Annotated in this window: 22 protein-coding genes and 1 pseudogene; 22 read left to right on the top strand and 1 reads right to left on the bottom strand. The window is 32.4% G+C overall.

What is annotated here, in order from left to right:
- Window positions 1–59: 59 nt before the first annotated feature.
- The 17 genes and pseudogenes from DN392_RS29935 to DN392_RS29850 form a co-directional block, all read left to right on the top strand.
- Window positions 60–959, top strand: a pseudogene (locus tag DN392_RS29935) (polymorphic toxin type 50 domain-containing protein); the annotation flags it as partial.
- A 16-nt stretch (window positions 960–975) separates the two neighbouring features.
- A complete protein-coding gene (locus tag DN392_RS29930; RefSeq protein ID WP_064057054.1) occupies window positions 976–1,314 on the top strand; it encodes a hypothetical protein in 339 nt (112 codons plus the stop codon).
- 404 nt (window positions 1,315–1,718) lie between these two features.
- Window positions 1,719–2,177 (top strand): hypothetical protein, encoded by a 459-nt coding sequence (locus DN392_RS29920; protein ID WP_064471182.1) that lies wholly within the window; start codon window positions 1,719–1,721, stop codon window positions 2,175–2,177.
- Window positions 2,178–2,461: 284 nt separating this feature from the next.
- Entirely contained in the window at window positions 2,462–3,709 is a 1,248-nt protein-coding gene (locus DN392_RS29915; RefSeq protein ID WP_061673294.1) for a PoNi-like cognate immunity protein, read from the top strand.
- A gap of 296 nt (window positions 3,710–4,005) precedes the next feature.
- Window positions 4,006–4,590, top strand: a complete 585-nt coding sequence (locus tag DN392_RS29910) for an SMI1/KNR4 family protein (RefSeq protein WP_000611507.1) — start codon at window positions 4,006–4,008, stop codon at window positions 4,588–4,590.
- Window positions 4,591–4,853: 263 nt separating this feature from the next.
- Window positions 4,854–5,360: an SMI1/KNR4 family protein gene (locus DN392_RS29905; RefSeq protein WP_088321614.1), complete on the top strand. Its 507-nt coding sequence runs from the start codon at window positions 4,854–4,856 to the stop codon at window positions 5,358–5,360.
- A gap of 148 nt (window positions 5,361–5,508) precedes the next feature.
- On the top strand, window positions 5,509–5,958 hold the full coding sequence (locus tag DN392_RS29900) for an SMI1/KNR4 family protein (protein ID WP_064471183.1): 450 nt from the start codon (window positions 5,509–5,511) through the stop codon (window positions 5,956–5,958).
- Window positions 5,959–6,058: 100 nt separating this feature from the next.
- Window positions 6,059–6,667 (top strand): immunity protein Imm33 domain-containing protein, encoded by a 609-nt coding sequence (locus tag DN392_RS29895; RefSeq protein ID WP_048566313.1) that lies wholly within the window; start codon window positions 6,059–6,061, stop codon window positions 6,665–6,667.
- Between the two features lie 38 nt (window positions 6,668–6,705).
- Window positions 6,706–7,194, top strand: a complete 489-nt coding sequence (locus DN392_RS29890; protein ID WP_048566148.1) for a hypothetical protein — start codon at window positions 6,706–6,708, stop codon at window positions 7,192–7,194.
- A 150-nt stretch (window positions 7,195–7,344) separates the two neighbouring features.
- Window positions 7,345–7,809, top strand: coding sequence for a hypothetical protein (locus tag DN392_RS29885; RefSeq protein WP_061673297.1), 465 nt, complete (start codon window positions 7,345–7,347; stop codon window positions 7,807–7,809).
- 211 nt (window positions 7,810–8,020) lie between these two features.
- Window positions 8,021–8,953, top strand: coding sequence for an AAA family ATPase (locus tag DN392_RS29880; RefSeq protein WP_048566150.1), 933 nt, complete (start codon window positions 8,021–8,023; stop codon window positions 8,951–8,953).
- A complete protein-coding gene (locus tag DN392_RS29875) occupies window positions 8,950–10,059 on the top strand; it encodes a DUF58 domain-containing protein (RefSeq protein ID WP_048566151.1) in 1,110 nt (369 codons plus the stop codon). Before DN392_RS29880 ends, DN392_RS29875 begins: the two co-directional genes overlap by 4 nt.
- A 15-nt stretch (window positions 10,060–10,074) precedes the next feature.
- A complete protein-coding gene (locus tag DN392_RS29870) occupies window positions 10,075–10,809 on the top strand; it encodes a hypothetical protein (protein ID WP_048566152.1) in 735 nt (244 codons plus the stop codon).
- Window positions 10,810–10,994: 185 nt separating this feature from the next.
- Complete coding sequence (locus DN392_RS29865; protein ID WP_000843825.1) at window positions 10,995–11,501, top strand: DUF3902 family protein; 507 nt, start codon at window positions 10,995–10,997, stop codon at window positions 11,499–11,501.
- A 229-nt stretch (window positions 11,502–11,730) separates the two neighbouring features.
- The gene (locus tag DN392_RS29860) at window positions 11,731–12,897 is read left to right on the top strand and encodes a serine hydrolase domain-containing protein (protein ID WP_088321616.1); all 1,167 of its coding nucleotides are present in this window, start codon (window positions 11,731–11,733) and stop codon (window positions 12,895–12,897) included.
- A gap of 298 nt (window positions 12,898–13,195) precedes the next feature.
- Complete coding sequence (locus DN392_RS29855; protein WP_064469846.1) at window positions 13,196–14,950, top strand: adenine deaminase C-terminal domain-containing protein; 1,755 nt, start codon at window positions 13,196–13,198, stop codon at window positions 14,948–14,950.
- 112 nt (window positions 14,951–15,062) lie between these two features.
- A complete protein-coding gene (locus tag DN392_RS29850; RefSeq protein ID WP_000723225.1) occupies window positions 15,063–15,590 on the top strand; it encodes a hypothetical protein in 528 nt (175 codons plus the stop codon).
- Between the two features lie 124 nt (window positions 15,591–15,714).
- On the opposite strand, the gene DN392_RS29845 is transcribed toward DN392_RS29850, so the two are convergent.
- Window positions 15,715–17,094, bottom strand: coding sequence for a catalase (locus tag DN392_RS29845; protein ID WP_048566154.1), 1,380 nt, complete (start codon window positions 17,092–17,094; stop codon window positions 15,715–15,717).
- Between the two features lie 271 nt (window positions 17,095–17,365).
- On the opposite strand from DN392_RS29845, the gene DN392_RS29840 reads away from it, so the two are divergent.
- The 5 genes from DN392_RS29840 (at window position 17,366) to DN392_RS29820 (ending at window position 24,825) form a co-directional block, all read left to right on the top strand.
- Complete coding sequence (locus DN392_RS29840) at window positions 17,366–18,583, top strand: aspartate aminotransferase family protein (protein ID WP_001286456.1); 1,218 nt, start codon at window positions 17,366–17,368, stop codon at window positions 18,581–18,583.
- A gap of 296 nt (window positions 18,584–18,879) precedes the next feature.
- Complete coding sequence (locus DN392_RS29835) at window positions 18,880–19,902, top strand: hypothetical protein (RefSeq protein ID WP_048566156.1); 1,023 nt, start codon at window positions 18,880–18,882, stop codon at window positions 19,900–19,902.
- A 219-nt stretch (window positions 19,903–20,121) separates the two neighbouring features.
- A complete protein-coding gene (locus DN392_RS29830) occupies window positions 20,122–21,639 on the top strand; it encodes a glycosyltransferase family 2 protein (RefSeq protein WP_088321617.1) in 1,518 nt (505 codons plus the stop codon).
- Between the two features lie 52 nt (window positions 21,640–21,691).
- The gene (locus DN392_RS29825) at window positions 21,692–24,013 is read left to right on the top strand and encodes a bifunctional glycosyltransferase/dipeptidyl aminopeptidase/acylaminoacyl peptidase (protein ID WP_122974091.1); all 2,322 of its coding nucleotides are present in this window, start codon (window positions 21,692–21,694) and stop codon (window positions 24,011–24,013) included.
- A gap of 569 nt (window positions 24,014–24,582) precedes the next feature.
- Complete coding sequence (locus tag DN392_RS29820; protein WP_071742369.1) at window positions 24,583–24,825, top strand: hypothetical protein; 243 nt, start codon at window positions 24,583–24,585, stop codon at window positions 24,823–24,825.
- Window positions 24,826–24,942 lie beyond the last annotated feature (117 nt).

Raw genomic sequence — 24,942 nt, 5'->3', positions numbered from 1 at the left:
AGGATATCTAATAAGAAATCTCAATGCCGATTTTGTGAAAAAAAATGAGAAGAACTTAGGGGATTATAGAAGAACAAGCTCGTCAAACCGAGATGAAACAAATTACTTTGCAAAAACAACAATTTAACTTACAAGAGCAGGAAGACGATAGATCATGGCATGAAAAAACAGCCCTTTATACGCAATCATTTTTGCATGGAGTTATCGAATTTTTTCAAGGTGCTGGTGATGCAGCCCTAGAAAACTTTGTTGGACTACAACCACATGAGAATGATAAATTAGAAAGTAAGACAACTTACCAAGCTGGAAGGTTGGCTGGAAATGTTATATCAATAGCCGGGTCCATTGTAGAAATGTTTGAAGGTATTTCGCTCATAGGCGGATCTAATTTCTTAACTATCGTGGCAGAAGTAGGAACTGGTGGGTTAGCATCACCAATTGTTATTCCATTAGATATAGCAGCAACAGCTGCTGGGGCTAGTCTTTTTGCACATGGTGGATTTGTATGGGATAAATCGATTCAAAATACTAAGGATACTATTCAAAAAATCCAGTCTTCTGGTGGAGGTAAGGGTGCGAGTAATCGAATACCTTCTTATGGAAAAGATTCAGTACCTAAAGGTCCATACCGTGAAGTAAATGGTTATCCAATAAAAGTGAAAGCAGGAGCTCAAGAGAAGCATATTCCCGATACACCGAACTATAAACAAGAATTAGCAAATGGAAAAAATAAGAGCATTTTCTATGGCGATAATAAAATAGCACAAGAATTGCTTGATAAGTTCGCCGGGAAAGGTCAACTACTACCAAACGGTAAAAAAGAAAGAGTAGACTTTGGTAAAACAATTGGAAAATACTATGATCGTGATACTGGTGAATACCTTGAAACTACTAGAGGAATGATTCATTATGGAAAAGACGGAGCACATATAGTACCTTCAGAACCACTAAAGAAGTAATAAGAGGGGGATATACATGAAATATGATCCTTTAATAAAAACGTTAAAAGAGTATAAAGATAGAGACTTGATAATAGAGTGGGAAAGTGGATTAAAAATTATTGGTGAACCAGACACACTTTTTGAAACAGACAATGGGTTAGATGACGATGATGTGAATTATACCGAATACTATGCCGTTACATTTCAAGTGAATGATATTTTAGCGCATCCTACTAGGGAAGAAAATAGTTTATATAATTGGTTAATACAAAAGAAAGGCTCGTTAGTTGAAATTTCTCTCTTTGATGATCCACCTAGTTCAGTGTTTTTAACTGACGGAAAAAGAGTATGGAAAAGAGAAATGTGTAAATAATAGTTGGTATTTAAACTGTTACCTTGATTGGCATATATGCTTTTCAAGGTTTTTCTATGTTTTTAACACCTGTAAAGGGTGTTCATCAGTGGTACGAAATTGGTTACAATACTAAGAGACAGATGAGAGTATGAGTGTACTTAGGATATCTAATAAGAAATCAATGCTGATTTTGTGAAAAAACAATGAGAAGAACTATATTATAGATTCTTATATTCCAGGTGAGGGTATTGTTTCGAGGAGATTGATCAAATTGGCGGAAGTAATAAAAAAGGTGGTCGAATAGATGGAGAATTAATTTTGGAAGTCCCTGTACAAACAAAGCTAGTTCCACAAAAAAATATTGAAGAGGCGAATGAGAAAGGGATTATTATTCGCGATATTAATGGGAAGGTGTATAATTAATGGAAATTTATTATTGCGATAAGTGGTTTAATATAAAAAAGAAGCCTTGGAACATAATTGATGAGAATGTAGCGAAGACACTTCATGAAAAACGTCATTCTTATACTGCTGTTCTCAATGATGGAGAGCAGCCAAAGTATTTAGTAAATGTCACTGATAAATGGGTATCGGTAAGTTTTTTGGATGATTTTCTTCGTAAATATTTACACTACGATTTTATTGTTAAAGAAGATAATAGAATATTCCTAAGGACAATAATGTATTGGGAATATGACGGGGATACACAGTTAAAAAGTATGATTTTGGGGTATCAAGAAAATGGTCATATTGCTATGGAGCAAAAAGATTCTAAAACTGGTGAAGTAGAAGAACGAGAGATAAAAGATGATGTATCTAGAAATTGGGATATATTCCCCGAGTTTGGCCAATACTTATATTTGTGCAAAGAGGAGAGGTAACTCTTTTGAATATAAACATGAAACTAATGAACTCGTGATTTTTGAGCCTCAAGGTAATTACCTTAAGGTTTTTTTATTGCTCTCAAATAAATATTTCCTTTATTCGAAATCTATAGATATGTTATTATTTTTGTATAAATTGGAAATTGGAGAGTAAATGTTAAACTGTACTGCAAGATAATAAACCTGATAGTAGTGGAAATGTGAAAACATTTAGGATAGATGTAAAGGGAAATATTATTGGAGAATGGCCATAATTTAGAAGCTAGGAGGAATCAAATAGAATGAGAAATCAATTATGTATAGAAGAAAAATGTAAAAGGGGAATAGAGTATCATAAAGAGTTTATTGAAGAAAATAGAGAAGAGATTAAAAGTTTAGAAGAAGATGAAAAAAATGGTATTCAAAGATATCCTAATGATAACAAAAGTATTATATTAGAAAATTATTTGTCGAATTTTATACATGAGATGAACGATATTAGGGCCATGTATTCTTTAGGAGAAGACATAAGTACAATGGAAGCATATTTTTATAATGCATTGGATGATTTAGAGCAAACAGGTACTAACAATGTTGGATATATATATATGCTATGGATGATTTCCTTAGGAATTCTATTAGAAACGGATAAAAAGAATATAGAAAGATTAAAAAAGATAGTTGATAAAAAAAATATGAACGACGCAGTAATTGATTTTCTCTTATGTGCTAGTGATATCGGATACACAAAAATGACGAATAGATATTATAAAGACAATCCATATGCAAAAACGAGAGAGATTATAGAACTTGCACAAACAGATAAAAAAGAAGCGTCTAAAAGATTACAAACGTATATGGAGAAAGAATGGTTTAGAGACCATTATGATTATGAGTGGAAAAACGCGCATAAAGAACCTGGATATGTAGGATATTGGAGCTTTGAAACGGCAGCGCTTGTGAAAATTTTGGAACTTGATGATACAAATTTAAAAGATAATAATCATTATCCATATGATTTGGCACATTATAAAAATGAAATAAAATTTAAGCATATAGACTTAAGTGAATATCACTATGAAGATGAGACAGAAGAAATAGAGGAAATAGTAGAAGGAATTGAACATAATCCTGCATTGGAAAATATTATTCCGCCAAAATGGCATTCATTGGTCGATGAATTAATACATGATTATGAGAATATGGACGATAGTAGTTTTTATGAAAAATACAAAAAAACAATAGGAATAGGTCAAGTGTGGTTCTTACCACAAGAATATGAAGAAGAAAATGAGCAAAAGGATCTATTAGGAAGTTTAATTGTGTTTGCCCTTACAGTAAGAGATTATATATTACAACTGGACTATAAAGAGGATTTAGAGGACTACATTGATAATCTTAAAAATTTCTGGAATGGATCAGAAATAAAGTTAATTCAATTTATATTAGAGAATGATCAAAATTATTATGCATGGGTACCGAAAGAAATAAATATCCCAAATATGTATGAAGTGAAGATAGAGGTTGTCGAAGTAGAAGAAATTCAATAACCAGTACATCAAAAACATATAGAATTCAATAAATAAAAGAGGTTATAAATAGTGGTAGTTTTGGGAATCCGACTGTCACTATTTTTGTATTTACATACGGCTATGTGATTTAAGTAGAGTGTTGAAAATTTTTCGGAAAACGAAAAATCATATAAAGAGCATAATAGTCTTGTCTTTAATACAACTTAGATGGGAAAACTGAATCATCATAGTTGGTTAAATCTTTATGGACAGGTTAATAGATAAATAATGGGTTATAACCTAATGAACTTAAATATGTAGAGGAGGACTACTAGGTGATTAATTGGAAAGAAAAGATAACAACTTTAGCTTTAGTGAAGCAAGATTTAATGAAACAAGATGTAGAGAAAATATGGCCACATCACTTTCCTGAAGTAGGAGCAAGTGAAGAGTATGTGTATGCTCTTGAACAAGAATTGGGTTATAAACTGGATTTAATATATCGAGATTTTCTACAACATGCCAATGGTTGGAAAGGTATTTATCAAACTGTGGACTTATTTAGCATTGAACAGCTGAAGAAATCAGCTATAATGGATCACGCTCAAATGTTATTAACAGTTATTGATGACGATGTTTTAAAAGAAAGTGATGTTTTAAGACAGGAGCTATTACCAATAGCGGTCGCTGAATTTGATAAGGACTTATTTGTTTTATGTTTATCAAATTCACGTAAACCAGGTGAGATAATTTGGTTTGCAGGAGAGGAAATAGACAGATTTGAGAATTTTGAAGAGTATTTCTTGGCAATGGTTGATTACAATAGAGAAGAAATATTGGCTTTAAAAGGTAATCAGCTAAAGAGAGAATTAAATTTTGAAATACCTGTATACAAAAATAGTTCCTCAAAAAAATATTGACGAGGCTAATGAACAAGGGTGTATTATTCGTGATATTAAAGGAAAGGTGTATAACATAATGGGAATTTATTATTACGATAAGTGGTCTAATCTACAAAAGAAATCGTGGAATAGAATTAATGAGAAGAAAGTAAAAACCTTTTTTAAAAATTGTGACCTACATACTACTGTTTTAAGAACTGGAGGGTAGCAGAAGAATATGTGTGAATTAATTTTGAAATGATTAAATAAAGAAATAAATGGAAGGAAGGTATAAATATAATATGAAACAGTTAATTGAAATAATAAAAACATTACCAAATTGTCGGGTTCATGGGCCTACAAGATTACCTAAATTTGATAAGGATAAGCATGTGCTTCCAAGTGATCTGAAAGAGTTTTATAGTCTTTGTGGAGGACTTGTTTTATTTGAAAATGAGGAATACGCTATTCATATTGTGGCGCCAGAGGAATTTGTTTTAGCTAATCCTATAATTATAGGAGAGTTATGTGCGGATGATATTTCATCAAATTGGTATATTATAGGTAAAGATTGTATGGATGGGTATGTAACGATGGATTTAAGTGAAGAGAGATTAGGTAGATGTTATGATAGTTTCTTCGATTGGCACGGTATAGTTGGAGAGGCGCAAATTATCGCAAATTCTTTTACTGATTTACTTATAAACCTCATTAACAATCAAGGGCAATATTGGTATTGGCTAAAAAGAAATTTTAAACCACTTGGAGATGCTTATGATGAAGGAGAGAAGGTTATAGATAAACTTTGATGTGATATAAAAGAAAAACGATATTTGAAAAGGTATACATATATTGTTATGAGTTTTTGTGTGCAGTGAAATGATTACGTGAAGCTAAGGAAAAGCATTTTTATAATGAGAATATAAATAGAAGCTGCAAAATAAGGAGTAGTAGTTAATGAATAAAGAGGAATTAACAAATTTTATTAAAGAACATGAGGAAATAGACGACTTTACGGGCGGAGTAAATGAAAGTCAAATTTATGCTGTTCAATACAGGCTGAGTGTAGAATTACCAGATAGCTATAAGTGGTTTTTAAATACATATGGTTCCGGCGGGTTATTTGGTGTTGATATATTAGGGATTGGTAAGTCAAATATAGCTTCAGTTGTTATTGTAACGGAGGACTATAGAGGTTTAGAAATGAGTGACAATTTAGTAGTTATTGAAGATGCTGGAGAATATGCGTATTGTTTAGATATGAGTCATATGGAAAATAATGAGTGTCCAATAATTGCCTGGAATAGACAAGGCGGACTTGATGACTATAGTACAGCAAAGAACTTTTATGAATTTTTATCACAAAGGTTAATAGATGCAAAAGAAGTATGGGGAGAAGAGTTTTAATATTAGAAATTTTATTGGTGTTAATAACGAAAGTCTATATAAGGCAAGTTGAGGAATGCAGGTTGAGTGAGGAAATTCAATAGAAGTGGAGAATATTGATTTGAAAACAATAATCAAAAATATAGGTAATAAAAATATAAAAGCTAAAGTAGAAGAACCATTAAGTCTTCATGTAGAAACTTTATTTAATTTATTATCTAATGTAAAAGATAAATTAGCAGATAGATTTTCAATACAAATTGGATGGTCTGTTTATAGTTTATATAAGTATGAAGATTATTATCAAATTATCACCCGGGATTATACTAGAAACCCTTTTATAGATACGACGGAAGATTTAACGATTGCATTATGGATACAACTAGAGCAATCGCATTGCTTACGTCGATTAAATATAGAGGGAGAATTAATAAAATTTAACGATAAGATTGTGATAGCGAAAAATGTGTTGCAACAAGAAGAGGTGTATTTACAAAGATCTAGTGGTTGTGATGAAGGTGATTCAGGTTGGTATATAGGTCCTATCAATGAAGAAGTATCAGGAGAATTGGAAATCATATACGCCTACGAATTATTAAAAATGAAACCTGCAATTATTCAAGTGCTAGCTTTACCGTATGAGTATTTAGTAGTATTTGAGAAGGACAAAATTAAAGCGATTTTAAATGAATGTGATGTTGATATTTGGAGTGAAATAGAAAAGAAATGAAGTGAATATAATGGAAAAGTTTCATGGAGGGTTAGAAAATGAATGTTGAAATGAAACCTGAAATTAAAGAAGTTCTGAAAAAAATTAAATTTATAGATAGATATAAAAAATTGTCTGGAAACTTTAGATCAAATCTTAATGATTTAAATGATAGACTTGAGGATTATGATATGGAAAAGGTAAATGAAATATTTATAAGGTTGGGATATGTAGCAACTTTTGATAAGAAGGAGAAATTTTTTAAGGTAGGTGTTCTAGATTATTCTCCACATTATATGGTATGGTTTCATATAATTTTAGAACATGGAATGACAGTGTTTGTATGGGTTGTCTATCATAATAATGAAGTAAGACTAGGTAGTCCTTGGAGTGTTTATTCAAGGTTATTGATGAATGCAAGTGAAAGAATAAAAACACCAGTATATCGAAACTATATGGAGTTAGAGGAAATATTAAAAGAGGCATTTTTAATGTATGATGATTTTAAAAGTGAAATAAGTAATGTGTATAGTAAAACCCACAATTGAAAGTAGTAAGTAATACGATACTGTAAATTATTATACATAAGTGATTTATATGCTCAAAACATTATTACTTTGTGTGAATGCAACAACCAGATGAAAAAACTAGAAAATAGGTATGTTTTTAAGAGGTATAGAAGGTAGGGATTATTAACTTTGAAAATTTATTATTGTGACGAATGGTCAGATATTAGAAAGAAACCTTGGAATATAATTGATGCATGTAAAGCATACTTGTGTCATCAAAATCACGAACCATATACGGCCGTGTTAACTGAAGGTGAAAGGATTAAGTATGTTATTAATGTTACAAAAGATTGGGTTTTAGTCGGGTTTTATGATGACTTAGTTCGTAAGTATTTAAATTATGATTTTGAAGTTATAAATGATAATAGAATTTTCTTAAGAACAGCTATGTATTGGGAATATAATGATACGAATGAAAAAGAAAAAACTAGCATGATTTTCAATTTCCGCGAAAATGGTTATACAGTAATGGAAAAGGTGGATGTGAATAGAGGATTAGTTGAGGAACGAGAGGGTGATGATAATCTTGAAAATCACTGGGATGTGTTTCCTGATTTTGGTCATTATATTCATTTGTGCAGAGAGGAAAGATAGTGAATGTATATAAGGTGTCAAATGCCCAATATGAAAATTACGTGAGTTAAGCACTTCATTGTCAACGGAAGACAATAGGTGCTTTTTTTACATGCAGTGAAGAAAAAATATAAGTTTCCCTTTTGCTCTATTTCATATTTGAATTACATGTTATAATTTGGAAAAAAGTATATTCTTAATTTTCTGATATTAAAAAGGTGGTAGATACTGTATGAGTACATTAAAGAAAATTACTAACAATATCTCGAAGGTTATTATAGGAAAAGATGAATCTATTGAACTTGCAGCTATAGCCCTTATAGCAAAAGGGCATATTTTATTAGAAGATGTACCTGGGACGGGAAAAACAACATTAGCGAAAAGTTTAGCGAAAAGTGTGGACGCTAAATTTCAAAGAATACAATTTACAGCGGATACTTTGCCTGGAGATGTTATTGGTCTTGAATATTTTAATGTAAAGGAATCGGATTTTAAAACGAGATTAGGACCTATTTTTGCAAATATAGTATTAGTCGATGAAATTAATCGAGCTGTACCGAGAACACAATCTTCGTTACTTGAAGTTATGGAAGAACGTACTGTTACGATTGCGAAACAGACACATTCATTACCAGAACCTTTTTTAGTTATTGCAACGCAAAATCCACTCGAATCAGCAGGTACATTTCCTTTACCTGATGCTCAATTAGACCGATTTTTACTTACGATTCGACAAGGTTATCCTACGAGGGAAGCAGAAAAGGAAATGATGAATCGTTTTCAAAAGAATGATCCGCTAGATACGTTACATTCTATTATTTCAGGTGAAGAAATTATTATGATGCAAAAACGCGCAAGGGATGTGCTAGTAACAAATGATGTGCAAGATTATCTCCTTGAAATCATTGAAGCAACTCGTAAGCATGAGCTAATTGAAATTGGAGTAAGTCCGCGGGGGACGTTGGCATTTATGAGAGCGATTCAAGCACGGGCAATATTAAATGAAAGAGATTATTGTACGCCAGATGATATAAAACTACTAGCTGCATCCGTTTGCGCTCATCGTTTAACGTTAACGATTGAGGGAGAGATGAAAACGACGAAAGAACAAATCATGAAAGAAATTCTTCATACGATTAGTGTGCCAGTGGAGAATGTACGATGAATCAACAGCTTGTGTATACACCTTTAGCGGAGCCTTTCGTAATGGGAGTTATGTCAGTTGTAGCCGTTATTTTAAGTGTATTTTCAAGTAATCTATTGTTTTTATCTCTCGTATTTTTGTATGTAATTTTAATAGGTGCGATGCATGTATACATGCGTAAAGTATCTCGTGTTGAATGGGAATACAGTCAGGGGAATTCAAACGTTTTTATAGGTGAAACGAATACGTGTAAAATTAAAATTTCAAACAAGTCGATATTTCCTATTCTTAATATCGTATTTCGATTTAAATGTGAAAACAAGCTAACTTGGAATCATGATGAAATAAATAAAAATTATAGTACAGGTTCAAATTATTATATGAATTTTAATTTAAAAGGAAGAGAGTCAGTTTCATTTGATTTACAAGCTGTAGCGTTAAAAAGAGGAATTGCGAAATGGGAAGAAGTTGAAATTGTTATTACTGATCTCTTTGGATTCATAACGAACCATATAACATATAAACAAGTTGATACGCCCTCCTATTTAGTCTTACCAGCTGTTCCGAAAATGCAAGTTCCTGAATTACAAGAATGGTCACGGGGATTTCGAAAAGCGATGTCTTCACCGCTATATGATGAAACGAAAGTAATGGGAGTGAAGTCTTATGAAAATGAAGATTTTCGTTCCATCCACTGGAGTGCAACAGCGAAAACAGGGACGATAACTGCGAAAAAGTACGAGCGAACACAATCAGATAAATATGCGATTTATCTCAACTTGCAAAATAAAAGTGGTGTTTCTTTGCGAAATGATACAGAAGAATTAATTGAATTAACGGCAGGCATATGTAAACAACTGCTCATGCAAAACTGTTCATTTGAAGTATGGATCAATAGTGTAAAAGATAACGGTTTGCTACATATAAAAAATGGGGATAATCGGAAACATTTGCAAAATGTATTAAAGGTACTTGCCTCAATATCGGACCAGGATACGCCTGTATCTTCTTCTTATTTTTACACAGCAGGTTTTCGTCGTAAGGAACTGGATGCAGTTCCTTTAATTCTTGGTACTTCACCAAAGAAATACAGTAGAACGAATAAATGGATTGTAATTAAAGAATAAGAAGGGGCTTATGTCATGGTTAATAAAGCGCGGCATATGAAAGTGAAGTTGTGGAGTGTTAGAGTTTTAATGCTACTTTTCTTTATGGTTAGTGCGATAACGTTATCACAAGGTGTTGTGCATGTGCAAGACATAGTAAAAGAACGTTTTTTTAATAAGACGGAGACAATGTTGGAAAGAAATTATGATTTTACTAGTATAAACGAACAGTTTGATGAGCCTGAAAGAATTATAGATGAAGAAACAGGAGTTGTAGATACAAGAATGAAAATAGATAGGAAAATCCCGCTTTTCAAACGGGAGAATTCATGGAGTGATGTGCTTTCTGTGCTTTCAAATTCATGGATTAGTATAGTTTTTTATGTAGTTATTGCAGGGGTAATTATATATTTTCTTTATAAATCCGTTAGGAAAAAGTTAACGAAACCAGAAATAGAACAGGAGAAAAAATCGGTAACAAAAGAAAATACGGTAAGAACCGAAAATAACAAGAAAGTCATTCATCAGTTAGAACAGTCGTTACCGACAGATACGATAAGAAAAACGTTAGTTGAATGGGAAAGAACATTACCATTTCATGAACAGAGAAGGTCCTATGAAACGATGCAACAGTGGTTAAAAAGAATTAGTAGAACGAGAAATATTACTTCGTTATATGAGTCTGTTCGTTATGGTGAAAAGACGTATACGGATTTAGATGTGGAAAAAATAATGAAGTGGGTAGAGGGAGATGGGAAGGTGGATATATAAATATCCACCTTTTCTTTTTTTTATACGTAAATTTGATTAACATGAATTATTTTCTTATATGAAACCGTCTTCAAATAGGAAAACAAAATTAACTTTATTTACTTATACTTCATTACATGTTAACCTATACTTAATTTTTATAAATTATAATTAATTTTTAAGTTTTTTAAGGGTGTGAATGTGTAATGAAATCGGTATTAAAAAGCATACTTATTTCCTTTGTTTTTTCAGCAGTAGGTATGTGTTGGTTACTGTTCTTATTATTCAAAGGGGACGGAGACTGGTTATTGTCTTGGATAGGCGTATTAATGGCATATTTATCTTTATTCACTTTAATAGATTTATATTGTAAAAATACATACGATAAAAAAATAAGTAAGTGGCTTATAAAAACAGCGGTGACTAGCTTTAGTTTTGCTGTATTAGGAATCTCATTTTGTATCATACACGAGCTATTAACACCATGGAGTCTCAGTTTAATGGTGTGGTATTGGTTGGTAATGTTAGTATTATTTTTAACAACCATAATATCGTTAGTCAGTCTCGTATTTGTTAATCGTAAAAATCATAATTTCACCGGTGTATATAGAATACTTATACTTCTAAATGTACTGCTTACGTTAGGACCAGTATTATGGCCACTATTACTTTCTATTATCGGAAATGGCATGAATGCTAGTGCAGGATGGTAAAAGTGAATAAACTAAAAAGTTGATATAGGGTTTTAAGTATGTAAGAGAACGTGTTTTCGTAAATTGAAAACACGTTCTTTTTTATTTTCACACATTACTTTTTCCCATTTGGTCGTCTAATTTTGAAAGTAAGTATTTCGTAAGGAATGGATAAGAAAAAAGAAAGTTTTATCATTTAGGATTAAGGTATAACTTGAATCAATACGATTTTAAAAGAGGAGAGAACCTTATGAAAAAATGTACTTCAATAAAGTTAGGAAGTTTGGCAGTGTTAATAGCGAGTACTACTCTATTCACACCAGGTTTTACTGTGAAAGCAGAGTCTACTCAAAATATTTCTAATTCGTCAGAAGCAAATCATCAAAAGAATCGGAATGGTTGGAAACAAGTAATGCAGGAAACGGTACAGCTTGGAACACCAGGTATATTAGCTAAGGCTTTTAAAAACGGAAAAACTAGTAGCTACACTGCTGGCGTGGCGGATTTAAGTACAAAGAAATCGATGAAATCGGATTATCGTTTTCGGATTGGTAGTGTGACGAAAACTTTTACTGCTACGACTGTTCTTCAATTAGTAGGAGAAAATCGTGTGCAACTTGACGATCCAATTGAAAAGTGGCTACCGGGTCTCATTCAAGGAAATGGGTATGATGGGAATCAAATTACGATACGTCAACTTTTGAACCATACGAGTGGTATAGCTGAATATTTAAAGTCAAAAGACGCTAACATTATGAATTCGAAAAAAACGTATACAGCAGAAGAAATAGTGAAAATAGGACTTGTTCTACCACCAGATTTTTCGCCAGGTAAAGGTTGGTCGTATTCAAACACAGGATACGTAATACTAGGAATGCTTATTGAAAAAATAACTGGTAATAGTTACGCAGAAGAAATCGAAAAGCGCATTATTGAGCCTTTGGACCTATCAAATACGTTTTTACCAGGTAATTCACCCGTCATCCCAGGAAAGAATCATGCTCGAGGGTATATGAAAATTGACGAAACAAGTGAATTGAAAGACATGACGTATTATAATCCGAGTTTAGCTAATTCAGCGGGAGATATGATTTCAGATGCGGACGATTTAAATAAGTTCTTTTCATCTTTACTTGGTGGCAAGTTACTAAAGGAAACTCAGCTAAAAGAAATGATGACAACAGTTCCTACAGAAAGAGAAGACATTGGTCATGGATATGGTCTTGGAATCTATGAAACTAAACTTCCAAACGGTGCTTCAGTTTGGGGGCATACAGGAGGAATTCCTGGATTTACTACTTTTGCTGGTGGAGTAATGGGTGGCAAACATACATTGGCTGTCAGTACTAATTCTTTAGGTGTGATTGATATTGGTACACAGTTTAATAAAATGATGCAAATTGAATTTAAGAAATAGATGAATAGAATGCGAATAGGCTCCTGCTGTAAAGGACAGTATTAGCATTCCTAGTATGACATCAAGTGTATTTCAATCGTATAGTTTAGTATAAAAAAGGATGTCGGTTACATGACATCCTTTTTTATTGAGAATCAAAGAAGTATGTTTTGAATTTTGAAAATTGTTATTTTTGCAATCGTTCCATATAATGAAGGGTATAGGGGTTATACAGGGGAGTTATGAATGGAAAATACTTTAGTTTGTTAATTGTTTTTATTTTAATAAATAAAAGTAAATTGATTTGGAGTGAAATACATTGGGAGAAAATCAGTTTAGATGGAGTAACACACAATTACGAGAACATGTTGAAGTAATAGACGGCACAAGAAGTCCGCACATTTTATTAAAGAATGCAACATACTTAAATTCCTATATGCGCGAGTGGGTGCAAGCAAATATTTGGATCTATGATGACCGCATTGTATATGTAGGAGAAAAACTACCAGCGCAACTACATGAATGTGAAGTCATTGATTGTGATGGAAAGTATGTAGTTCCTAGTTACATAGAACCGCATGCACATCCATATCAATTATATAATCCAGAGACTTTAGCGAATCATGCGATGCAATTTGGGACAACGACTTTCATTAATGATAATTTAACTTTATTTTTCACATTACAACGTGAAGAAGCATTTCGTTTATTAGATGAATTTGAAAAGATTCCAGCAAGTATGTATTGGTGGTGTCGTTTTGATGGACAAACTGAATTGCAAAACGGGGAATCTTTATTTAATCGTGAAGAAATAATAGAGTGGCTTAAGCATAAAGCAGTTCTTCAAGGCGGCGAGCTAACAGCGTGGCCAAAGTTATTACATGGCGATGATGAAATGTTACATTGGGTGCAGGAAACGAAACGATTACATAAAAAAGTAGAAGGACATTTTCCAGGAGCATCTGAAACAACTTTAGCGAAATTAAAACTGCTAGGTACAGATTGTGATCATGAAGCGATGACAGGGCAGGAAGCTTTCGCTCGTCTTATGCAAGGTTACACTGTTTCTCTAAGAAATTCTTCCATACGACCAGATTTAGAAGTTTTACTGAAAGAATTGCTGGAACTAGGAGTAAAGCAGTTTGATAGATTTATTCTTACTACAGACGGCTCACATCCTTCGTTTTATGAAAATGGAATGACAAACGTAATGATAGCTACCGCGATAAAACAAGGAGTGCCAATAATAGATGCTTATCATATGGCAAGCTATAATATCGCTCGTTATTACAATATGGAACATATACATGGTTCAATTGTGACAGGTAGAATTGCTAATATTAATATTTTGGAAAGTAAAGAAAACCCAGTTCCAATAAGCGTAATTGCAAAAGGGAAATGGGTGAAGCTTGACGGAATAAACAAAAATGAATCATTACAAATAGACTGGAGTAAATTCAAAGTAACTCCATTATTATTAAACTGGTCTATAGAAAAAGAGGATATGATTTTTTCTCAAAAAGTGGGTATACAATTATTAAATAACGTTATAACTAAACCATACACGACTGAAATTGATTTAAACCGTGATGAACTTTCTTTAGATCATGATGAGTGTTTTCTTATGATGATTGCTCGTGATGGTACTTGGCGAGTGAATACAGTTGTAAAGGGGTTTGCGAAAGAACTAGGTGGTCTTGCTAGCTCTTATTCTGGTACCGGTGACATCATTCTTATTGGGAAGAATAAAGAAGATATGCTTACAGCTTTTCATAGAGTAAAAGAGCTTGGCGGGGGAATGGTAATAGCTGAAAAGAATGAAGTATTACACGAAATCGCATTACCATTGCTCGGGATTATGTCTAATTTAAAAATGAATAAATTAATACAGGAAGAGAAACAGTTGGTGAAATTACTAAAAGAGCGTGGTTACGCGTATGACGATCCGGCATTTACCATTTTATTCTTTTCTGCGACGCACCTGCCTTTTATACGGGTAACACCTATAGGACTATATGACGTAAAAAGTAGTAAGGTAATTGCTTCACCAGTGAATTTGATAAAGCAATGTTAATATGAAAGGCCCTATAAAAGTCCAATTTATAGGGCCTTTCACATTGTTAGCATAAGAATATTGTGAGCCTCAAATAATATAGTATCTAAATTACTTGAGGTGAAACGTAAGTATGAAAAAAATATTGTATATTTTAAGTGTATTTATATTATGTGTATCTATTCAACAAGTTGTACATTCTCAAACAGATGCACCAGAGCTATCTTCTGATTGTCTTGAAAAAAGGAAAATTCGAGATGACAAGCATGTGAAAAATATAATAAGTGACATTAAATCCACATTTAATTTAAATATTGATGAACATAGTTTTTGGGAAGTAAGTAAAAGAGATCTGGAGGCTGCCCATTTGATGTATGGTGGAAAGGAAAATGACTCTTATTATAATTCGCTAACTAAAATTTATGATAGTGGTGGATTTAGTGAGCAGCCTAGTTTATTTGTGAGTGCGCAAGAAGCATTTTTACTTTATAAAGAAAAAGATAATATCAATGTAATGAAACACTTAAACCTAGATGTTGAAAAAGGGGAATGGATCGTTATAGAAACGAAAAAGAAGAAAGGGAAAAAAGTGAAATTCAAGCCGTTAAAATGTGAAAAAGATTATTTGAAAAAGAGAAATGAGTACCATAATGTAAAATGAAATAACTTAATTTTGGGTGCGAAAAAATTCATTAATAATTGTAAATGAAGCGGTAGAAATTACTAGTAATTTCGCCATAAAAAAACGTCATTATTTATTTTTAAAATGACGTTTTTTTATATACTTAAAGCTTTTGCAGCGCACTTTCAATCCTCTTTACCAACTCGGCAGACACTTTATGAAAATATCCTAAAACGACCTTTCTAATATCATCAGAGATAACTTTCAAATCACTAGCTAAGTTTTTAGCAAGATGTTCTTTTTCTATAGGTTTTAACTTCGTATAAAATTCAGTAGGCTGCGTAAAGTCATCCTGTTTCGTAATAGAAGTTCTTTCAAGTTTACCTTCAACGTATCTTCCGTCACCGCTCGTTATTTGATTAGCAGGTGTCCAATTTTGCTGTTTGTTAATCGCCAATTTGCGAAATTCGGAACCAATTCTTCTTCTTTGAGAATCACTGTAAATGTTAGCACGCCCTTGCAGCATTTTATCATCTGATAGTTCTGCACCGTCTAGTAAATTAGAAGGGGAGAAGGCGACTTTTTCTACTTGCTCCATATAATTTTCAGGATTTTTATTTAATACCATTTTGCCTACTGGTATAAGAGGATACTTCTTTTCATCCCATACTTTTGTATCATCTAAAGGGTCATAAGAAAGATGTGCTTCATCTTTCGGATCCATGAGCTGGACATATAAACCGTATTCTACTGGTTTACCATTTGCAATTGCATCATATAAATCTTTCCCGCTATAATCAGGGTTTTCAGCAGCTAGTTTATTCGCTTCCTCACTAGTAATGTATTGTACACCTTCAAAGGGGTACCAATGATACTTTACATACTTTCGATTACCTTCTGCATTTCTCCATACATATGTATTAACACTATGTCCTGGGATGTGGCGAAGACTTTTGGCCGTACCAGCATCAGAATATAAATGGACAACGAAATGAATGGATTCAGGCGCTCTAGCGACAAAGCTCCAAAATCTATTCGGGTCTATTAAGTTATTTATAGGTGAAGGTAACAACGCTTGAATCGTTTCAGGGAAACGCATCGGATCACGAACGGAAAAGACAGGGATGTGATTACATAAAAGATCGAAAATGCCTTCTTCTGTATAAAACTTTGTAGAAAAACCGCGTACATTTCTAGAAGTGTCAGGTGTTCCTTTCGTACTAACGGCTAATGAAAATCGCACCATAACAGGAACTCTCGCATTAGAATGTTGTAAAAAACGTAGTTTAGTATGTTCAGACATTGGATAGATCGTTTGAAAATAACCGAACGCACCAAATCCTTTTACATGAACAGGTCTTTCTAAAATTTTTTCGTGAATAAATTCTTGTAGCGTCTCGTGAAGTACACTATCTTGCTTTAGAACAGGTCCACGTGAACCAACTGTTTGTGAGTGAAGTATAGCTTGTTCAGTACGTTCTCTATTTTCATTAAAGTCATTCCCTAGTAAAGATTGCCCCTGTTTATCATAGTTTTCATCCATCTATATAGCCTCCAAATCTTTTTTGTCCATTGTTACTAAATATGATTTCATAGCCTTGATTATGTATGACACGCAAAGTCCAAACTAGTAACAGACCGCTAGATGAAAAAAACGTGTATGTAGTGGACCTGTTGAAATAGAAGAAATTATGGAAAAATGAATATCGGGAAGAAAATAACAATTAAAATTTCAATCTTAAAAATGAATTTATACATGACTTTATAGAGAATGAACAGAAATAAACAGGGAAAATAACTAGGAGGAATTTAAAATGTCGGATTGGTTTCAATTAGATAAAGAATATATGATGCCTACTTACTGTCGTACGAAGGTTGCGATAGAAAGAGGAGAAGGGTGCAAGCTTTATGATGTGGATGGTAAAGAGTATGTAGACTTATTTTCTGGTGTCGGAGTGAACGTATTAGGGTATAACCATCCGAAAATCGTGCAAACGACAATGGAACAAGTTACGAAATCATTGCATCTTCCATTTCATTTTTTAAATCCAGTTGCGATTGAATATGCAAAGAAATTAGTTGATTGTTCTTTAAAAAACGGAAAAGTCTTTTTTACAAACTCTGGTACGGAAGCGACAGAAACAACGTTGAAATTAATTGATAAATATAGAGCTAATACGCATGAAGAACGTGAAGGAATCGTAGTGCTGAAGAATAGTTTCCACGGGCGGACGTTAGGGGCACTTCATTTCACGAGACAAGAAAGTGTATATCAAAATTTCCCTAAAACATCGATTCCTGTATATGAAGTAGAGCGCGAGAATATAGAGCAATTAGAAGAAACAATCGTTAAAGAAAATCCAATTGCGATTATGCTAGAGCCAGTGTTAGGAAGCGGGGGGATATATCCTTTATCAAGTGAATATTTACATGGTGTTCAAAACTTATGTGAAAAATATAATGTCATTCTTATCGTTGATGAAGTTCAAAGTGGTATGGGGAGAACTGGTAAACTATTTGCTTATCAAAATTTCAATATTACTCCGGATATTATTCAAATTGGTAAGGGAGCAGGAGGCGGGATACCGCTTGGCGGAATTATTGTAGGTGAAAAGTTATGTGATGTATTTGCACCAGGAGATCACGGCACAACGTTTGCTCATTCTTCAATGGGAACGGCTTTAGGGTTAACGGTATTAAACACATTGATTGACGATGGTTTAATGCAAGAAGCGTATGAAACGTCACACTATCTAAATGATAAATTGCAAGAAATTCAGAAAGAAAATTCTTATTATATTCAGGAAGTACGCCATGCTGGTATGATGTTTGGAATTAGTTTGAATGATACGAATGAAAATGTAAAGAAATTACAGGTAGAGCTAATGGAGAAAGGGATGTTAGTTGATGTTACACAAGGGAACATCATCCGTTTACTTCCTCCATATATAATTAAAAAAGAAGAAATTGATGCATTTATTACTCAATTTATTTCTTGTATGGATAAAGTTGCTGCTGTAGTAAGTGCTTAAAAGTTAAAAGCTAAATTTTATATAAAGCGCACTCTAATTGTTAAAAATAGTTTTACAATTGGGGTGCATTTTTTATAGTTGAATTTTGTAAAATACAGTTGTTGGTAAATGATAACGAAAAAAATAGAAGGAATTTCATTATATTTGATACATGATTGAATGATATTTTACTGTTGAAGAAAAGAGAAAGTAAATATAAAGATAGTAGATAAAACGAGTGGTACTAACAACGAGTGATAGAACGTTTTGAAAATAATAGCATACGAATATATATAAAATAAGAATGAGGTGATATATTGGAAAATAATGATATTCAATTTACTTCTTTACAAATGAGAACGGATAAATATGGTTGGGCTGGTATTCAATATGCAAATAAAAAGCAAGCCATTTTATATACTCGAAACGGAGGAGTAGAATGGGATGTTGTTAATCCTCTAAATTCAATTGTATTATTTGTATATCCAATAAATGCTCGAAGCTCTTGGGCATATGGTTTAACAAAAACGAATGACAATTTATTACCAGCTATATTTTATACAGTTAATAGAGGGGAAAGATGGAGTGAGTTTATTTTACCGGTTGAAGAAGATTGGGAGAAATCGACTGATGTTCAAGTGCAATTGCATGCTACGAATATGGATAGTATATGGATTGTATTATCTAGAAAGCTTGCATCAAATAAATTTGAACATAATTTATACTATTTGAAAATGAAAGGGAAAGCTTGGAAAGTAATAAAAAATATAAGTATTAGTGATAGTATTTCAGGGATAACATTTATAAACGATTTAGTCGGATTTATTTCATTACAAAAACAATATGAAACATCAACGGTATTTAAAACAATAAATGGTGGGGAAAGTTGGCAAGCTATAAAAGATATTCCAAGTCTTGAAGGAATTAATACTGGGACTGCTATGGCTTATAAAGCAATCTATAAAAATAACCTATTAGTAATACCAACTAAAATGAATGATGACAAATTTTTAATGAATTACTCATTTGATAAGGGGAATTCGTGGCATATTTCAAATAAAACAATAAATACTAGTAAAGTGGCTGTTTCGTTTTTTAGTTCCTATTATGGCTGGGTTATAAATAGTGAAAATGGAAGTGTGTATCAAATAATAAAAAAAGAATCAAAATGGATCAAAGTATCAAGTAATCCATTGTTAAAAAATGTATTTTGTTTGCATTTTTTTAATCGGCGTAAAGGTTGGGCGTGTAATAAAAAAGAAATATTTAATACAAAAGATCGCGGTATAACATGGAAAAAGGTAGTATGTAAAATTAATAATATTGATAAATTAGTTTAAAAGAGTCCTAAAGAAATTAGGGCTTTTTTTGTTTTTAAATGGGGATTGTTGTAACACACAATGATAAGAGGAAGGAAGCGAGTGTAGAACTTATATTTTCAAAAATAGACGGTTGTTTTTACACAGTATAATTCATTCTTGAATATGTTAATAAAGTAGCAAATTCATAGGAAATGGTATTAATATTTTATGTCACATGATGTGCAAAGGGGGAGTGTAGTGAAATCGTTAACGGTTATTATTTTGTATAGTGAAAGAGCGCAAATATTAGAAGAATCAATTCAATCTATATGGAAGCTAAATCCTCTTGAAATTATAATTTTAGTTCCTAACGATAGAAGTAATTTGTATGAAATAGCAAAGAAACATAAATGCCATATTGTTTTGATGGATAAATATAGTACGTATTATGATGGGTATGAAGCTTCTGTAAAGGCAGCAAAAGGAGATGTATTGTTATTTGTAGATAGTAATTCTTTATTATCTTCAAATGAAATGAAGAATTTTATTGAGCCAGTCATTACAAATCAGGCTGATGTAGTATTAAACAAAATAGATAAATTTATAGAAGTTGGTAAATGTCCAAATATGGATATTGTTTGGAGAAAAATGTTAAATGAAATTTTATGTCGACCAGATTTAAAAAGCAATTCAATATTTTCATTACCATATGCACTTACGAAAGAAGTAGTGGTAAATATCGGCTTTGATTATATAAAAGATATCGTTCTAGCTCATATGAACATAGTGAATCAAGGCTGGCGGATTAACGATCAATATGCAATAAAAACGTTATCTGAAGATGAAATGTTAGAAGAAGAAGGGTATTTATTTAAAAAAGAATTATCAGAAAATGAAAAAGGGAAAGTGGAAAAATATTTAATCGGTATTTCTAAATGGATAGAGAAAAAGGGAAGAAGAGTAGGGTTTACTGATGCAGGAAAAAGAAGAGATATTATTCAAAGATTAGGTGAAAGCAAGCAGTATCCTTCGTATCATCGAGGTTGGGGAATGCATTCTTCAATTTATGACGGGAAACAACTATCTGTCATTATACCAGTGCAAAATGAAGAAGAGACTATAGAACAAGTAATACTTGAGGCAAGAAAAATAGAACCGCTAGAAATAATTGTCGTTGTAAATGGTTCAACAGATCAAACGGCCAATATTGCTAAAAGACTTGGTGCTACTATTATTGAATATAACGAACGACTTGGTCATAATGTTGGACGTGCTATTGGAGCGCTTGAAGCTACAGGAGATATTCTTTTATTTATTGATGGTGATTTTAGTGTTTCAGGAAGTAATTTGCATCACTTTACAAAAGCAGTTTCAGCTGGTGTAGACATAGCATTAAATGATTTGAATCCGATGTTAAATCCTCCGTTTTATGTTGTAGACGTCGTAAAGTATATGCTTAATTTAGCATATAATCGTCCAGAATTAAGTAATGGCTCATTAGTAGCGATTCCACATGCTATGAGTAGATCATGTTTAGATGCAATAGGCTGGGAAAGTTTACTATGCCCTAGTCTTGCACAAGTAAAAGCTATATTACAAGGGTATAGAGTAGAATGTGTACATTACGTTGATGTTGTAAAACCGAATAGAATTCGTTTAATGGAGAATGTAAGTCATAATGGACATCCTCCAGCGGTATTAAGAATAATTGGTGATCACGTTGAAGCTCTCTCTTACTTAATAGAACACCTTGAAATAGATGGAAAGGGTGATTAAACTGTTAGACCAATACAAAAAAATTAACATTTCATATGAAGAATTATGGCAAATGGATTTTCAAACTACAGAACCATTTATACTCAAGGTTGATTGGGGTAAAGTAACGTATGAATTTTTAATTCGTATTAAGCCGGGTGCTTCTAACACTATTGTTTTTGGATCCGGAGCAGGTGGATTTCAAGAACAGCCAATTGGTCCACCTATTTTTCATAGACATTCTTGGATGGAAGAGTTTGAAGATACTGTTATATATTATAATGATCCTACATTATATCTTGGAAAATTATCTTTAGGTTGGGGACAAGGGGAGTTAGATAGATTTTACTTACAAGATATAGCAAATATTTTAGAAATATTATTTACAAAGTTAAATATTGATTCGAAAAATGTGTTGTTTTATGGCAGTTCCGGGGGAGGGTTTATGTCTTTAATTTTAGCTGGATTCGTTAAGGGCTCCACAGTTTTAATTAATAATCCTCAAACAAATTTATTAAAATGGATACCTGTACCAATAAATCTAGTTTTCGATTTGTCTTATCCAGGTTTATCAAGAGAAGAAGTTGAGGAGAAATTTGGCGAAAGAATTAATGTTGTGAAATTTTTTAATCACATTAAATATGTACCGAATATTTATTTTTTGCAAAATTTCGCGTGTGAATTTGATGTGCAAAATCATTTAATACCATTCATTTTTGAATTAGAACAACTGGATAAAGATACAGAAGTAAATCAAATTGTAATAGACTTATATTTCGATAAAAAAGCAGGGCATGCAGCTGTAGGTAAGAGTGAAACAATTGAATATATAAAAAAAGTAAAGCCTAATCAGACTGTAAAAAAAGAACAAAAAGAAGTGGCACTGTCAGTCGTTATAGTTTTAGGAGAAGAAAAATCGAAATTGAATCAAATTTTAAACAAATTGCACCATATAAAACCATTAGAAATTATCATTGTAGCTGATGATAGAATGAGTGCGATACAATCCATACCTACATTTGTTGAGAGTAACGTTGTTGTTATTGAAGAGAAAAATAAATGGAAAGTACCAGTTCATGGGGCGAAAATCGCTAATGGAGATGTAATTTTATTTTTAAATGGAGAAGATGTTATTTTTTCGGTAGAATTAGAACGATTTATAGAACCACTACTGAAAAAGGAACAGGATGTAATCTTGAATAACATAGACTCCGTATGTTTTGAAAAGGTGAGAGTAGAATGGCCAAGTATTGCTATGGTGTATAGAAAAATAGTAAATGATGTATTGGGGCGTATGGATTTAAAATATGATTCGATGTTATCTATGCCATATGCTATGACTAAAAAAGCAATTGAAGACATTGAATATGACACCTTGCAAAATCCAGTTCTTTCCCAAATCACCCTTATTGAGAAAGGGTGGCGACTACAATCCTCGTCAGCCATCACTAACACCTCTTTGAATAATATAACCGCAAACAAAACCTCTTTCTATAAAAATCAATTAACTAAATTACAAGTATGTGAGATTAAAGAGAACATAAAAGCTTTGGAAAGTTGGTTACAACGAAAAAATGCTAGAGGTAACTATACAGATGGAGGAAGAAAAAGAGAAATTATAGAGCAACTAAAAAAACAAAAGAATTATTCAAGTTTTCATAAAGGATGGGGTATGAATTCATCGATTTATAATGGGAAACAGTTATCAATTATTATACCAGCACAAAATGAAGAAGCGACGATTAAAGAAGTTATTCTTGAGGCAAGAAAAGTTGAACCGAAAGAAATAATTGTTGTCATTAATGGGTCAACAGATCGGACAGAAGTAATTGCTAAGCAATTAGGGGCAACCGTAATTGTTTATCAAGAAGCATTAGGGCATGATGTAGGACGGGCAATTGGTGCACAAGAAGCCACAGGGGATATACTTCTCTTTATTGATGCTGATTTTGCTATTCCAGCAAAAGATCTTCATCCGTTAACACAGGCTGTTACGGATGGTGTTGATATAGCTTTAAACGATTTAAATTTAAATCTTAGATTTCCCCTATATATTGTAAATTTATATAAATATATGTTGAATATTGCTTGTAACCGTAAAGATTTAGGAGTGGGATCTACAATTGCTGTTCCCCATGCTATTAGTAGAAAATGTTTAGAGGGAATTGGCTGGGACACTCTTCACACAGCGTGTGTTGCGCAAGTAAAGGCAATATTAGAAGGGTATAAAGTCGAATGTGTCCATTTTGTAGATGTAATGAAACCAAATCGTATTCGTCCAAATGAGCACTTTGCAACAGTAGGACATCCACCAGCTGTATTGAGAATTACCGGCGATCATGTAGAAGGGCTTTCTTATTTACTTAAGAATAGGGATTTTAAAGATTTATTTTAATTTGGAAGCTACTATTATTAATAGGCGTGGAATAGCAACGGATAGAGTATAAGTTGAGTATTGGAATGAAAACAAAATTTAAAAAAGTTACCATTTTGGTTCAGGTGTAAGTGAAAAGTAAAAACTTCTTAAAATACATGAAGAGGTTTTTATTTTTTTATTTTAACTTATTTTAAGTATATCAAGTAAAAAATAAATAAAGAAGTAACGATAAGTTCTATATAACTTAATATCAGATGCAAGTAAGGAGGGAATACCTTTTCTTACATCAATAAAAGGTGTTTTAATATGTATTTAGAAATTAAGGTCTATCCAAATGTTGGGGCAGAAATATCTCTAAGGTGCAATTATGAATTTTCATCTAATTTTAATGTCATACCATTTACCGCATGTATTTCTATTTCAGTAAAAGATGATCTGAATTTATTAATTAATTTATCTAGTTTAATAATAAATTAAACATATATAAAACTGATAAGAAAATAGCAGCTGATTTATAAAATTTAGTAGGAGAGTCGTGTCTAAATTCGATAAACTGCATATATTGTTAAGAGAAAGGAGGGAGAGTTATGGCATGTACTACGAATAATGTTTGTTTAGATGTGTGTCTTAAAATTACAATTACCCCTGGTAGTGGAATTGATGCAGAAGTGGATTGTGGGGGCACATGTGGGACAAGTCCTACAATTGTAATTAGTCCTAGTGGATCAATTGTTATTACTTTACCATTAGTTGCATGTTTCTCAATTGCACTAAAAGATGATTTAAGTGTTGACTCTGCATTAACAAGCCTCTCTTTTCAAACTTCTTAAGAAAGATACAGAAATGAAAAGCCTGCCTGCTACTTTTCTTTTGATCTAATGTAAAAATAAAAAAGATGGTTACAACCCATCTTTTTTATTCTGTCATATATTAAAAATGAGATAATA

The sequence above is a fragment of the Bacillus sp. BB51/4 genome (genome assembly GCF_008368845.1).
Classification (GTDB): Bacteria; Bacillota; Bacilli; order Bacillales; family Bacillaceae_G; genus Bacillus_A; species Bacillus_A wiedmannii.
This window is presented reverse-complemented; position numbering and strand designations above follow the sequence as displayed.

Coding starts and splice junctions, on each gene's coding strand:
- DN392_RS29930 (WP_064057054.1), top strand. CDS start 976: ATGAAATATGATCCTTTAATAAAAACGTTAAAAGAGTATAAAGATAGA.
- DN392_RS29920 (WP_064471182.1), top strand. CDS start 1,719: ATGGAAATTTATTATTGCGATAAGTGGTTTAATATAAAAAAGAAGCCT.
- DN392_RS29915 (WP_061673294.1), top strand. CDS start 2,462: ATGAGAAATCAATTATGTATAGAAGAAAAATGTAAAAGGGGAATAGAG.
- DN392_RS29905 (WP_088321614.1), top strand. CDS start 4,854: ATGAAACAGTTAATTGAAATAATAAAAACATTACCAAATTGTCGGGTT.
- DN392_RS29900 (WP_064471183.1), top strand. CDS start 5,509: ATGAATAAAGAGGAATTAACAAATTTTATTAAAGAACATGAGGAAATA.
- DN392_RS29890 (WP_048566148.1), top strand. CDS start 6,706: ATGAATGTTGAAATGAAACCTGAAATTAAAGAAGTTCTGAAAAAAATT.
- DN392_RS29880 (WP_048566150.1), top strand. CDS start 8,021: ATGAGTACATTAAAGAAAATTACTAACAATATCTCGAAGGTTATTATA.
- DN392_RS29875 (WP_048566151.1), top strand. CDS start 8,950: ATGAATCAACAGCTTGTGTATACACCTTTAGCGGAGCCTTTCGTAATG.
- DN392_RS29870 (WP_048566152.1), top strand. CDS start 10,075: ATGGTTAATAAAGCGCGGCATATGAAAGTGAAGTTGTGGAGTGTTAGA.
- DN392_RS29865 (WP_000843825.1), top strand. CDS start 10,995: ATGAAATCGGTATTAAAAAGCATACTTATTTCCTTTGTTTTTTCAGCA.
- DN392_RS29860 (WP_088321616.1), top strand. CDS start 11,731: ATGAAAAAATGTACTTCAATAAAGTTAGGAAGTTTGGCAGTGTTAATA.
- DN392_RS29850 (WP_000723225.1), top strand. CDS start 15,063: ATGAAAAAAATATTGTATATTTTAAGTGTATTTATATTATGTGTATCT.
- DN392_RS29845 (WP_048566154.1), bottom strand. CDS start 17,094: ATGGATGAAAACTATGATAAACAGGGGCAATCTTTACTAGGGAATGAC.
- DN392_RS29840 (WP_001286456.1), top strand. CDS start 17,366: ATGTCGGATTGGTTTCAATTAGATAAAGAATATATGATGCCTACTTAC.
- DN392_RS29825 (WP_122974091.1), top strand. CDS start 21,692: ATGGATTTTCAAACTACAGAACCATTTATACTCAAGGTTGATTGGGGT.
- DN392_RS29820 (WP_071742369.1), top strand. CDS start 24,583: ATGGCATGTACTACGAATAATGTTTGTTTAGATGTGTGTCTTAAAATT.